A 12121-nucleotide genomic window follows, 5' to 3' on the forward strand; every position below is an offset into this window, starting at 1 on the left:
GGCGGTGCCGGAGGGCCGGACAGCTCGGAACGGTCAGACGCGCGGAAGCGATTCTGCTGCGATGCCGCCCTCGATGGCGAGGATGCGGTGCAGCCGCGTGGCCACCAGCAGACGCTGCATCTGGGCGGGCACACCGCGCAGGACGAGTCTGCGACCGCACCGGCCGGCCCGCCGGTGCGCGCCCATGATGACGCCGAGGCCCGTGGCGTCCCAGGAATCGAGTCCGGTCAGATCGAGCACCAGGTCGCCGGCTCCGTCGTCGACAGCCGTGTGCAGGACCGTACGGGCGTCCGCCGCGCTGCGGACGTCGAGGCGGCCCTCGACGACCAGCTCGGCGTGGTCGCCCCTGATGTACATATGCGCTCCCCGAATGCTTATGTGCTCCGCGTCGGTCTTCTCTGTGTTTGTGCGATGTCTTTGTGCAACAACTGACAGCCCTGCGGCCGAGGAAGTTGCCGTCCGTGAGCGAACTGATACCGAATTCACCCGGTGGAGTGAGGGCGGGCGGTCGATGTGGCCCAGTGCCCACCGGACGCGGTCAGTGCTTGTAGAAGCCCTGCCCGCTCTTGCGCCCGATGTCACCCGCGTCCACCATCCGGCGCATCAGCTCGGGCGCCGCGAACTTCTCGTCCTGCGACTCCGTATAGATGTTGTCGGCGGCGTGCAGCAGGATGTCGATGCCCGTGAGGTCGGCGGTGGCGAGCGGCCCCATGGCGTGGCCGAAGCCGAGCTTGCACGCGATGTCGATGTCCTCGGCCGTGGCGACGCCCGACTCCTGGAGCTTGGCGGCCTCGACGACCAGGGCGGTGATCAGGCGGGTGGTGACGAAGCCCGCGACGTCACGGTTGACGACGATGCAGGTCTTGCCGACCGATTCGGCGAACTCCCGTGTGGTGGCGAGGGTTTCGTCGCTGGTCTTGTAGCCGCGTACCAGTTCGCAGAGGTTCATCATCGGCACGGGCGAGAAGAAGTGCGCGCCCACGACCCGTTCGGGGCGCGTCGTCGCCGCGGCGATCTTGGTGATCGGGATGGCCGAGGTGTTGGAGGCGAGGACGGTGTCGTCACGTACGAGCTTGTCGAGCGTCCGGAAGATCTCGTGCTTGATGTCGAGCTTCTCGAAGACGGCCTCGACGACGATGTCGGCGTCGGCCGCGGCGTCCAGGTCGGTGGTCGTGGTGATCCGGGCGAGCGCGGCGTCCGCGTCCGCCTCTTCGAGCTTGCCCTTGGTGACGAACTTGGCGTACGAGGCGCGGATCGCGTCCCTGCCACGGGTCAGGGCCCCGTCGGTCACATCCCGGAGTACGACATCCCAGCCGGCCTGGGCCGAGACCTGCGCGATTCCGGCCCCCATGAGTCCGGCACCGATGACGGCGAGCTTCCTGGCCACGACGTACCCCTTGATTTCCGCTGCGGACCCACGCGCGGCTTAACACGCGCTTTACATTGTTCCTGCCCGGAGGTTATCGGTCGTGAGCTGCCCTGTGGTGATGAAGAGATGCGCGTCACGTCTCACATGACGGACATCACATCCGCGGGCGCGCCGGGGCGCCCATCAGCCTTGCCGTACCGCGTACTTGGGCACCTTTTCGCCCGGCACTTCCCCGATGTCGTTCCGTGTGGCCGGCGCCCCATCGTGCCTCCCACCGGGGGCCGGCGCACGGCCTAGGGTGATGGCATGGTCAATCTGACGCGTATCTACACACGCACCGGCGACAAGGGCACCACGGCGCTCGGCGACATGAGCCGGACCGCCAAGACCGATCCGCGGATCGCCGCCTACGCCGACGCCAACGAGGCCAACGCCGTCATCGGTACGGCGATCGCTCTGGGGCAGCTCAGGGACGACGTCGTGAAGGTCCTCGTCCGGGTCCAGAACGACCTCTTCGACGTCGGCGCCGACCTCTCCACACCGGTCGTCGAGGCACCGGAGTACCCGCCGCTGCGGGTCGAGCAGACGTACATCGACAAGCTGGAGTCGGACTGCGACCGCTTCCTGGAGGAGGTCGAGAAGCTGCGGAGCTTCATCCTGCCCGGCGGTACCGCGGGGGCGGCGCTGCTGCACCAGGCGTGCACCGTCGTACGGCGCGCGGAGCGCTCGACGTGGGGGGCGTTCGAGACGCACGGGGAGACCATGAACCCGCTGACGGCGACGTATCTCAACCGGCTCTCCGACCTCCTGTTCATCCTGGCCAGGGTGGCCAACAAGGAGGTCGGAGACGTGCTGTGGGTGCCGGGCGGCGAGCGCTGACGCCTATCGGTCGCTGTAGGAGCTGGGCCGCTCCGCCGGCGCGTGGCCTGTCGGGTCCTTCTTCGGGAAGAGCGTGTAGCCGATCGCGATCACGAGGTTGATCCCGATCACGAAGACCATCTTCTGCTGCCACATCTGGAGCGACCCGATGTCCCCGTCGGAGCCGACGTACCAGATCGCGGACTGGAGCAGACCGATCGCGATGGCCGAGGCGGCCACCCAGCGGGCCGCCGTCCTCCACTCGTGGACGGCGCGCGCCCTGCCGTACTTCGGCGGCCTCACCGGCGGCGGACCGCCCGCGAAGCGGTGGGCGAAGCGCGCGTCGGCCCACTTGATCAGCTCCGGGCCGAGGGCCACCGAGAAGCCGATGTACACCGCGGCCAGCCCGTGCTTCCAGTCGGGTTCCGCGCCGTTCTTGAGGTCGATCGCCGTCACGACCAGCAGCAGGACCTCCAGCAGCGGCTCGCACAGCAGCACCGCGACCGACGCGCGGGGCATCCTGGCGAAGTAGCGCAAGGACAGTCCGAGGCCCAGCAGCACCCAGAATCCGACCTCACAGATGATGATCAGCGTGACGATCACGTCAGCCCCCTTCCGGCCCGGTTCAGGCTCACTCCAAGCCTCCCGCCGGTCCGGGCGCCGATCGTCGTCGGCAGTGACGAACCATGACTGCATCCTTCGATGTACCGCGGCCTCGCCCGGTACGTGGAGGTACCCGCGCGCGGCGCCGTGTTTGATGGAGGAGTGACCGCAATCGCGCGCCCGCACCGGGACGACGTCCTCATCTCGGCGGCCGGCCTCCTCGGCGGCCTGCTGCTGTGGTCGGCCGGGCTGCGCCTGTCGCCCGGCCGGCCTCTGGGAGACTCCTGGGAACTGGTGCCGCTCGCCGTGATGGCCGGCGCCACGCTGCTGCGCCGGACAGCGCCCCGTACCTCGCTGACGATCGCCACGCTCGCCGTCGTCGCCGACCAGTTCACCTCGGGCAGCCTGGCGACGGTCGCGCTCTTCACGGACGTCGTGTACGCGGCGGTCCTGTACGGGTCCCCGTCCGCGGCCCGCCGTATCCCGTGGAGTACGGCGCTGATCACCGTCCTCGTGAGCATCGGCTCCGTCGCGTGGCTGCGCTCGGCGGAGGGTCTTCTCCTCGGCGCGGTCGTGGCCATCGTCGCCTTCGCCCCCGCCACCACCGGGGTGCTGGTGCGCAACCACCGCGACGCCGCCGAGGCGGCCAGGTTGCGGGCCCAGCAGACCGCGCTGCTCGCGGAGATCGACCGCACCCAGGCCGTGACGGCCGAGCGCGCGCGGATGGCCCGTGAGCTGCACGACATGGTCGCCAACCATCTGTCGGCCATCGCGATCCACTCCACCGCCGCGCTCTCCCTCCACGACGCGCGCACCACCGAGGACGCGCTGGCGGTGATCCGGGAGAACAGCGTCGCCGGACTGGCGGAGATGCGGCGGCTGATCGGGCTGTTGCGGGACAGCGGCGACGACCGGAAGCCGGCCCCGGCGCCGACGCTGGGGGCGCTCGACTCGCTCGTGGAGCAGGCGCGTACGACCGGCGCGTCCAGCGGGCTCACGTTCGTGCTGGAGGACCGTCGGGGCGAGGATGCGCCGCTGCCGGCGCCGGTGGAGATGGCCGCGTACCGCATCGTCCAGGAGTCGCTGACCAACGCGCTCAAGCACGCGCCGCGCGGCCTGGTGACGGTCTGTCTGGAACGCTCGCGGCGCGCTCTGCGCGTCGAGGTCGTCAGCCCGTACGGCGACCGGCCGGGCCCCCGCGCACCGGGCTCCGGCGCGGGGCTGGTCGGGATGCGGGAGCGAGTCGCGCTGCTGGACGGCGAGTTCGGGGCCGGACCGGTCACGGCGGACGACGGGGCCGGGCCGAAGACATGGCGGGTACGGGCGGAACTGCCCGTCCAGGAGAGGGGCGGCACTTCATGACGATCCGGGTTCTGGTGGCCGAGGACCAGTCGGCGGTGCGCGCGGGGCTCGTGCTGATCCTGCGCAGCTCGCCGGAGATCGAGGTCGTCGGCGAGGCGGGGGACGGCGAGGAGGCCGTCCGGCTGGCCCGTGAACTCCGCCCGGACCTGGTGCTGATGGATGTGCAGATGCCCCGGCTCGACGGGGTGTCGGCGACCCGGCAGGTGGTCGGCGAGAAGCTGGCCGACGTCCTCGTACTGACGACGTTCGACCTCGACGAGTACGTCTTCGGCGCGCTGCGCGCCGGGGCCTCCGGGTTCCTGCTGAAGAACACCGAGGCGAAGGCCCTGATCGAGGCGGTGCGGACGGTGGCGCGCGGCGAGGGGCTGATCGCACCGGCCGTGACGCGGCGGCTGATCGCGGAGTTCGCCGCCCCGAAGGCCGTACGGTCGCCGGACGCACCGGATCTCTCGGTGCTGGACGCGCTCACCCGGCGCGAGCGCGAGGTGCTGTCGAGTCTGGGCGACGGGCTGTCGAACGCGGAGATCGCGGTACGGCTCGACATGGCCGAGGCGACGGTCAAGACGCATGTGAGCAGGCTGCTGGGCAAGCTGGAGCTGCGCAGCCGGGTGCAAGCGGCGGTGCTGGCACAAGAGTTGGGGATCTGAACGGACACCGGGCCGGGGACGTACCTGGTGACGTACCCGACCTGTCACCTTTGGTCTGGACCTATTGACGATTGGTCCAGACCTCCTTACTCTCACGCCACTGACTAGTGCGCGAGCTGTCGCAAGAGTCGGGTCAAACGGACCATCCGGACCATCCCCGAACTGCTCTGCACTCACCAGAGGAGTACCCCTTGAGCACCAGCACACCCGCCCGAAGAACCAGACTCAGATCCAGATCCGTCGCGGCGCTGACCGCACTGCTCCTCCCCCTCGCCGCCATGGTCGGTCTGGCCTCCCCCGCCGAGGCCGCGACGTCGGCGACCGCCACGTACACCAAGAAGTCCGACTGGGGCACCGGCTTCGAAGGCTCGTGGACGGTGAAGAACACCGGCACCACGACCCTCAGCTCCTGGACCGTCGAGTGGGACTTCCCCGCCGGCACCGGCGTGGGCTCCGCCTGGGACGCCACGGTCACCAAGAGCGGCACCAACCACTGGACCGCCAAGAACGTCGGCTGGAACGGCACCCTCAACCCGGGCGCCTCCGTCACCTTCGGCTTCAACGGCACCGGCTCCGGCGCCGGTTCCCCCACCAACTGCAAGCTCAACGGCGCCTCCTGCGACGGCGGCAGTGTCCCCGGCGACTCGGCACCCACCGCCCCGGGCACGCCCACCGCGAGCGAGGTCACCAACACGTCGGCCAAGCTCAGCTGGAGCGCCGCCACCGACGACAAGGGCATCAAGAACTACGACGTCCTGCGCGACGGTTCGAAGATCGCCACGGTCACCGGTACGACGTACACGAACACCGGCCTGACCGCGGGCACCAGCTACTCCTACAGCGTCCAGGCCCGTGACACGGCCGACCAGACCGGACCGGTCAGCGGCTCGGTCGCCGTGAAGACCACCGGCGGCGGCACGGACCCGGGCACCCCGCCCGGCGACCAGGTCAAGCTCGGCTACTTCACCGAGTGGGGCGTCTACGACCGCAACTACCACGTCAAGAACATCGTGACGTCCGGCAGCGCGTCGAAGATCACGCACATCAACTACTCGTTCGGCAACGTCCAGGGCGGCAAGTGCACCATCGGTGACAGCTACGCCGCGTACGACAAGGCGTACACCGCCGACCAGTCCGTGGACGGCGTCGCCGACACCTGGGACCAGCCGCTGCGCGGCAACTTCAACCAGCTGCGCAAGCTCAAGGCCGCCAACCCGAACATCAAGGTCCTCTGGTCCTTCGGCGGCTGGACCTGGTCCGGCGGCTTCGGTGACGCGGTGAAGAACCCGGCCGCCTTCGCGCAGTCCTGCTACGACCTGGTCGAGGACCCGCGCTGGGCCGATGTCTTCGACGGCATCGACCTGGACTGGGAGTACCCGAACGCCTGTGGTCTGAGCTGTGACACCAGCGGCCCCGCGGCGATGAAGAACATGGTGCAGGCCATGCGCGCCAAGTTCGGTGCCAACTACCTGGTCACCGCGGCCGTCACCGCCGACGCCTCCAGCGGCGGCAAGATCGACGCCACCGACTACGCGGGCGCCTCGCAGTACATGAACTGGCTCAACGTCATGACGTACGACTTCTTCGGCGCCTTCGCCGCGCAGGGCCCCACGGCCCCGCACTCCCCGCTCACCTCGTACCCGGGCATCCCGCAGGCCGGCTTCAACTCCGCCGACGCGATCGCCAAGTACAAGGCGCAGGGCGTCCCGGCCAAGAAGCTGCTCCTCGGCATCGGCTTCTACGGACGCGGCTGGACCGGCGTCACCCAGGCCGCTCCTGGCGGTACGGCGACGGGCGCCGCGCCCGGCACGTACGAGGCGGGCATCGAGGACTACAAGGTCCTCAAGAACACCTGCCCGCCCACCGGCACCGTCGGCGGCACCTCGTACGCCAAGTGCGGCAGCAACTGGTGGAGCTACGACACCCCGGCGACGATCGCGTCCAAGATGACCTGGGCGAAGGGCCAGGGCCTCGGCGGCGCGTTCTTCTGGGACTTCACCGGTGACACCGCGAACGGCGAACTGGTCACCGCGATCAGCAACGGTCTGAAGTAGCACGACACTCATACGCGAGGGGGACGGTGCCCGTGCACCGTCCCCCTCGTCATGCGTTCGGCTCAGGCCCGGTCCGGCCCGGCCCGCTCAGGCCACGTTCACCCGCTGGCCGGGCGGTGCCGCCTCCAGCCAGGCGAGGAAGCCGGTCAGCGCGTCCTCACTCATCGCCAGCTCCAGGCGCGTCCCTTTGTGGACACAGCCGAGCACGACGGAGTCGGAGAGCAGCGCCAGCTCCTCCTCGCCCTCGGGGGCGCGCCTGGCGCGCACCTCGATGGCCGAGCGCTCAAGGCTCCGGCGGGGCCTGGGCGCGTACGAGAAGACCCGGAACCAGTTGATCCGGTCGCCGCTGTAGCGGGCCACGCCGTACACCCAGCCCTTGCCGGTCGTGTCGGGCTCCTCCGCCACGTTCCAGCGCAGCGAACAGTCGAAGGTGCCGCCGGACCGCTGGATCAGCCGCCGGCGCAGCCCGAAGACGAAGAGCCCCACCGCAACCAGCACGACGACCAGTCCGCAGACAAGCAGCGCGAGGACCATCTGTACCGACCTCCTCGCCTATCGAGTAACCCGCACGAACGAACAGAAACAGCTTCCGCATCGCCTCAGCCGCGACACGGTCTGGATGACTCCAGAACGGGCCGCGGCTGAGGGTAATTCCAGAAGCGGTGCGTCAACGCACCGCCACAGCGCGAAGCCTGACATCCGCACGCCGCCCGGCGGCATCGTCGTCGTCGGACTTCGCACGCTCCAGCGCGCGCTCGGCACGCTGGGCGTCGATCTCGTCCGCCAGCTCGGCGATCTCCGCGAGCAGCGAGAGCTTGTTGTCGGCGAACGACAGGAAACCGCCGTGCACAGCGGCGACGACCGTTCCGCCGTCGGTCGTACGGATGGTCACGGGGCCCGACTCCAGCACACCGAGCAGCGGCTGGTGACCGGGCATGACGCCGATGTCGCCGGAGGTGGTGCGCGCGACGACCAGGGTGGCCTCGCCGGACCAGACACTGCGGTCCGCGGCGACCAGCTCGACGTGCAGCTCAGCAGCCAAGGGTGGCTCCTCGGGTCACCACCCGGCTTGGTAGCCGGGTGTCGGTCTAGATTCTATGGGGTTCACGATCGGCGGTTCGGCGGGGGGCGGTACGAGGCCGCCCCCCACCGTCGAGTCCCGGGGGACTCAGGAGATGCCGAGCTCCTTGGCCTTCGCCTTCAGGTCGTCGATACCACCGCACATGAAGAACGCCTGCTCGGGGAAGTGGTCGTAGTCCCCGTCGCAGATCGCGTTGAACGCGGAGATCGACTCGTCGAGCGGTACGTCGGAGCCGTCCAGGCCGGTGAACTGCTTGGCGGCGTGGGTGTTCTGCGACAGGAAGCGCTCGACACGACGGGCGCGGTGGACGACGAGCTTGTCCTCCTCGCCCAGCTCGTCGATACCGAGGATCGCGATGATGTCCTGGAGGTCCTTGTTCTTCTGCAGGATTCCCTTGACGCGGCTGGCCGCGTCGTAGTGCGCCTGCGAGATGTAACGCGGGTCCAGGATGCGGGACGTCGAGTCCAGCGGGTCGACCGCCGGGTAGATGCCCTTCTCCGAGATCGGACGCGACAGCACGGTCGTCGCGTCGAGGTGCGCGAAGGTCGTGGCCGGGGCCGGGTCGGTCAGGTCGTCCGCCGGCACGTAGATCGCCTGCATCGAGGTGATCGAGTGACCACGGGTCGAGGTGATGCGCTCCTGGAGCACACCCATCTCGTCCGCCAGGGTCGGCTGGTAACCCACCGCTGACGGCATACGGCCGAGCAGCGTGGAGACCTCGGAACCGGCCTGGGTGAAGCGGAAGATGTTGTCGATGAAGAGCAGCACGTCCTGCTTCTGCACATCGCGGAAGTACTCCGCCATGGTCAGGGCGGACAGGGCGACCCGCAGACGGGTGCCCGGCGGCTCGTCCATCTGGCCGAAGACCAGGGCGGTCTTGTCCAGGACGCCCGACTCGGTCATCTCGTCGATGAGGTCGTTGCCCTCACGGGTGCGCTCACCGACACCGGCGAACACCGAAACACCTTCGTGCAGCTTCGCCACACGCATGATCATTTCCTGGATGAGGACCGTCTTGCCGACGCCCGCTCCACCGAAGAGACCGATCTTGCCGCCCTTGACGTACGGGGTCAGCAGGTCGACGACCTTCAGGCCGGTCTCGAACATCTCGGTCTTCGACTCAAGCTGGTCGAAGGCCGGGGCCTTGCGGTGGATCGGCCAGCGCTCGGTGATCTGAGCCTCGCCGTCCGGGTCGTTCAGGATCTGGCCGAGGGTGTTGAACACCTTGCCCTTGGTCACGTCACCGACGGGCACCGTGATGCCGGAGCCGGTGTCCGTCACCACGGCCTGGCGGATCAGACCGTCGGTCGGCTGCATCGAGATGGCGCGTACGACTCCGTCACCCAGGTGCTGGGCGACTTCGAGCGTCAGCGTCTTCTGCTTGCCGTCCTCGGCCGGGTCGGCCACCTCGACGTGCAGTGCGTTGTAGATCTCCGGCATCGCGTCGACGGGGAACTCCACGTCGACGACCGGGCCGATGACCCGGGCGACGCGGCCCGTGGCCGTGCTTCCCGGGGTGGCCGCCTCAACTGTGGTCGTCATTACTTTTCACTCCCCGCGGTCGCGTCGGCCAGGGCGCTGGAGCCACCGACGATCTCGCTGATTTCCTGGGTGATTTCGGCCTGGCGGGCCGCGTTGGCAAGCCGGGAGAGGCTCTTGATGAGATCCCCGGCGTTGTCGGTCGCCGACTTCATCGCGCGGCGGGTGGCCGCGTGCTTGGAGGCGGCGGCCTGGAGCAGCGCGTTGTAGATACGGCTCTCGACGTAGCGCGGCAGCAGGGCGTCGAGGACGTCCTCCGCCGACGGCTCGAAGTCGAACAGCGGAAGGATCTCGTCCTTCTTCGCCGCCCCCGCCTCACCGTCCACGTCTTCCGCCGTGTCGTCGAGGGAGAGGGGCAGCAGCCGGCTCTCCACCGGCGTCTGCGTCAGCATCGAGATGAACTCGGTGAAGACGATGTGGAGTTCGTCCACGCCGCCGTCCGCCGTGTCCCGCTGGACCGCCTCGATCAGCGGTCCGGCGACGTCCTTCGCGTCCGCGTAGGTCGGACTGTCGGTGAAGCCGGTCCACGAGTCCGTGATCGTGCGCTCACGGAAGCCGTAGTAGGCGACACCCTTGCGGCCGACGATGTACGTGTCGACCTCCTTGCCCTCACTCCTGAGCCGCTCGGTGAGCCGCTCCGCCGCCTTGATGGCGTTGGAGGAGTAGCCGCCCGCCAGTCCGCGGTCACTCGTGATGAGCAGGACCGCGGCCCGTACCGGCGCCTCGACCTCCGTGGTCAGAGGGTGCTTGGTGTTGGATCCGGTCGCCACCGCCGTGACCGCGCGGGTGAGCTCGGTCGCGTACGGTGTCGAGGCCGTCACCCGGCGCTGCGCCTTGACGATCCGCGAGGCGGCGATCATCTCCATCGCCTTGGTGATCTTCTTGGTCGCGGTGACGGATTTGATGCGACGCTTGTAGACCCGGAGCTGGGCTCCCATGAGTCAGGTCCCTTCCGTCGTCACTTGGAGACGCTGACGCCGGCCGGGGCGTCGTCGCCCAGAAGCTTGCCGTCCGAGGTCTCGAACTGCTTCTTGAAGGCGGCGATGGCGTCACCGATGGACTCGACCGTGTCGTCCGACATCTTGCCGCCCTCGGCGATGCTGGTCAGCAGCTCCTTGCGCTCGCGGCGCAGGTGCTCCAGCAGCTCGCTCTCGAAGCGGCTGATGTCCTCGACCGGGACGTCGTCCATCCTTCCGGTGGTGCCGGCGAAGATGGAGACGACCTGCTCCTCGACGGGGTACGGCGCGTACTGCGGCTGCTTCAGCAGCTCGACCATGCGCTGACCACGCTGGAGCGACGCCTTCGACGCGGCGTCCAGGTCGGAACCGAAGGCGGCGAACGCCTCCAGCTCGCGGTACTGGGCGAGGTCCACGCGCAGTCGTCCCGACACCTGGCGCATGGCCCGGTGCTGGGCGGAACCGCCTACTCGGGAGACCGAGATACCGACGTTCAGCGCGGGCCGCTGGCCGGCGTTGAACAGGTCGGACTCCAGGAAGCACTGGCCGTCGGTGATGGAGATGACGTTGGTCGGGATGAACGCCGACACGTCGTTCGCCTTGGTCTCGACGATGGGCAGACCCGTCATCGAACCGGCGCCCATGTCGTCGGAGAGCTTGGCGCAGCGCTCCAGCAGACGCGAGTGCAGGTAGAAGACGTCGCCCGGGTAGGCCTCGCGGCCCGGCGGACGGCGCAGCAGCAGCGAGACGGCGCGGTAGGCGTCGGCCTGCTTCGACAGGTCGTCGAAGATGATCAGGACGTGCTTGCCCTGGTACATCCAGTGCTGGCCGATGGCCGAACCGGTGTACGGGGCAAGGTACTTGAAGCCCGCCGGGTCGGACGCCGGGGCGGCGACGATCGTCGTGTACTCCAGGGCGCCGGCCTCCTCCAGGGCACCGCGTACGGACGCGATGGTGGAGCCCTTCTGGCCGATGGCGACGTAGATGCAGCGAACCTGCTTGTTCACGTCGCCCGAGCGCCAGTTGTCGCGCTGGTTGATGATGGTGTCGACGGCCAGGGCGGTCTTGCCGGTCTGGCGGTCGCCGATGATCAGCTGACGCTGGCCACGGCCGATCGGCACCATCGAGTCGACGGCCTTGTAGCCGGTCTGCATCGGCTCGTGCACCGACTTACGGACCATGACGCCCGGAGCCTGGAGCTCCAGGGCGCGGCGGCCGTCGGTCGCGATCTCGCCGAGGCCGTCGATCGGGGCACCGAGCGGGTCGACGACACGGCCGAGGTAGCCCTCGCCGACGCCGACGGAGAGCACCTCGCCGGTACGGGTGACCGGCTGCCCCTCCTCGATACCGCTGAACTCACCGAGGATGACCGCGCCGATCTCGCGCTCCTCCAGGTTCAGGGCGAGACCGAGGGTCCCGTCCTCGAACTTCAGCAGTTCGTTCGCCATGGCCGAGGGCAGACCCTCGACCTTCGCGATGCCGTCACCGGCAACGCTGACCGTCCCGACCTCCTCGCGCGAGGCCGCGTCCGGCTTGTACGACTGGACAAAGTTCTCCAGCGCATCCCGGATCTCCTCCGGCCGGATCGTGAGCTCCGCCATCTGGATTCCCTGCTCTCCTTGTTGGGCCCGAAGTTCTATGGGGGTCTGGGG

General features: G+C 68.9%; 12 protein-coding genes. 4 read left to right on the forward strand and 8 right to left on the reverse strand.

The features are described 5' to 3' along the window. Window positions 1-33 precede the first annotated feature (33 nt). Together OIE74_RS11355 and OIE74_RS11360 are read right to left on the reverse strand one after the other, a co-directional pair. Complete coding sequence (locus OIE74_RS11355) at window positions 34-357, reverse strand: STAS domain-containing protein (protein WP_189105430.1); 324 nt, start codon at window positions 355-357, stop codon at window positions 34-36. A 181-nt stretch (window positions 358-538) separates the two neighbouring features. Then, window positions 539-1387, reverse strand: a complete 849-nt coding sequence (locus OIE74_RS11360) for a 3-hydroxyacyl-CoA dehydrogenase family protein (RefSeq protein WP_329381506.1) — start codon at window positions 1385-1387, stop codon at window positions 539-541. A gap of 288 nt (window positions 1388-1675) precedes the next feature. Between OIE74_RS11360 and OIE74_RS11365 the strand changes: the two genes are divergently transcribed. Beyond that, window positions 1676-2248 carry a cob(I)yrinic acid a,c-diamide adenosyltransferase gene (locus tag OIE74_RS11365; RefSeq protein ID WP_329381508.1) on the forward strand — a complete coding sequence of 191 codons (573 nt, stop codon included), beginning with the start codon at window positions 1676-1678 and terminating at the stop codon, window positions 2246-2248. 3 nt (window positions 2249-2251) lie between these two features. Here OIE74_RS11365 and OIE74_RS11370 read toward each other — a convergent pair whose 3' ends face one another. Then, window positions 2252-2830, reverse strand: coding sequence for a hypothetical protein (locus OIE74_RS11370; protein ID WP_329381510.1), 579 nt, complete (start codon window positions 2828-2830; stop codon window positions 2252-2254). A gap of 162 nt (window positions 2831-2992) precedes the next feature. Between OIE74_RS11370 and OIE74_RS11375 the strand changes: the two genes are divergently transcribed. The 3 genes from OIE74_RS11375 (at window position 2993) to OIE74_RS11385 (ending at window position 6893) form a co-directional block, all read left to right on the forward strand. Beyond that, the gene (locus tag OIE74_RS11375) at window positions 2993-4192 is read left to right on the forward strand and encodes a sensor histidine kinase (RefSeq protein WP_329381512.1); all 1200 of its coding nucleotides are present in this window, start codon (window positions 2993-2995) and stop codon (window positions 4190-4192) included. Continuing rightward, on the forward strand, window positions 4189-4839 hold the full coding sequence (locus tag OIE74_RS11380) for a response regulator transcription factor (protein WP_329381514.1): 651 nt from the start codon (window positions 4189-4191) through the stop codon (window positions 4837-4839). Before OIE74_RS11375 ends, OIE74_RS11380 begins: the two co-directional genes overlap by 4 nt. Before the next feature lie 191 nt (window positions 4840-5030). After that, on the forward strand, window positions 5031-6893 hold the full coding sequence (locus OIE74_RS11385) for a glycosyl hydrolase family 18 protein (RefSeq protein WP_443076085.1): 1863 nt from the start codon (window positions 5031-5033) through the stop codon (window positions 6891-6893). Between the two features lie 87 nt (window positions 6894-6980). Here OIE74_RS11385 and OIE74_RS11390 read toward each other — a convergent pair whose 3' ends face one another. The 5 genes from OIE74_RS11390 to atpA form a co-directional block, all read right to left on the reverse strand. Next, window positions 6981-7427 carry a DUF2550 domain-containing protein gene (locus OIE74_RS11390; protein WP_329381516.1) on the reverse strand — a complete coding sequence of 149 codons (447 nt, stop codon included), beginning with the start codon at window positions 7425-7427 and terminating at the stop codon, window positions 6981-6983. A 133-nt stretch (window positions 7428-7560) separates the two neighbouring features. Beyond that, a complete protein-coding gene (locus tag OIE74_RS11395; RefSeq protein ID WP_329381517.1) occupies window positions 7561-7935 on the reverse strand; it encodes a F0F1 ATP synthase subunit epsilon in 375 nt (124 codons plus the stop codon). Between the two features lie 126 nt (window positions 7936-8061). Next, window positions 8062-9516 (reverse strand): F0F1 ATP synthase subunit beta, encoded by a 1455-nt coding sequence (gene atpD / locus OIE74_RS11400; protein ID WP_329381519.1) that lies wholly within the window; start codon window positions 9514-9516, stop codon window positions 8062-8064. Continuing rightward, entirely contained in the window at window positions 9516-10451 is a 936-nt protein-coding gene (locus OIE74_RS11405) for a F0F1 ATP synthase subunit gamma (RefSeq protein WP_329381522.1), read from the reverse strand. Before OIE74_RS11405 ends, atpD begins: the two co-directional genes overlap by 1 nt. 20 nt (window positions 10452-10471) lie before the next feature. After that, complete coding sequence (gene atpA, locus OIE74_RS11410) at window positions 10472-12070, reverse strand: F0F1 ATP synthase subunit alpha (protein WP_329381523.1); 1599 nt, start codon at window positions 12068-12070, stop codon at window positions 10472-10474. Between the last annotated feature and the right edge of the window lie 51 nt (window positions 12071-12121).

The sequence above is a fragment of the Streptomyces sp. NBC_01716 genome, from assembly GCF_036248275.1.
GTDB lineage: Bacteria > Actinomycetota > Actinomycetes > Streptomycetales > Streptomycetaceae > Streptomyces.

Coding starts and splice junctions, on each gene's coding strand:
- OIE74_RS11355 (WP_189105430.1), bottom strand. CDS start 357: ATGTACATCAGGGGCGACCACGCCGAGCTGGTCGTCGAGGGCCGCCTC.
- atpA (WP_329381523.1), bottom strand. CDS start 12,070: ATGGCGGAGCTCACGATCCGGCCGGAGGAGATCCGGGATGCGCTGGAG.
- OIE74_RS11365 (WP_329381508.1), top strand. CDS start 1,676: ATGGTCAATCTGACGCGTATCTACACACGCACCGGCGACAAGGGCACC.
- OIE74_RS11380 (WP_329381514.1), top strand. CDS start 4,189: ATGACGATCCGGGTTCTGGTGGCCGAGGACCAGTCGGCGGTGCGCGCG.
- atpD (WP_329381519.1), bottom strand. CDS start 9,516: ATGACGACCACAGTTGAGGCGGCCACCCCGGGAAGCACGGCCACGGGC.
- OIE74_RS11405 (WP_329381522.1), bottom strand. CDS start 10,451: ATGGGAGCCCAGCTCCGGGTCTACAAGCGTCGCATCAAATCCGTCACC.
- OIE74_RS11390 (WP_329381516.1), bottom strand. CDS start 7,427: ATGGTCCTCGCGCTGCTTGTCTGCGGACTGGTCGTCGTGCTGGTTGCG.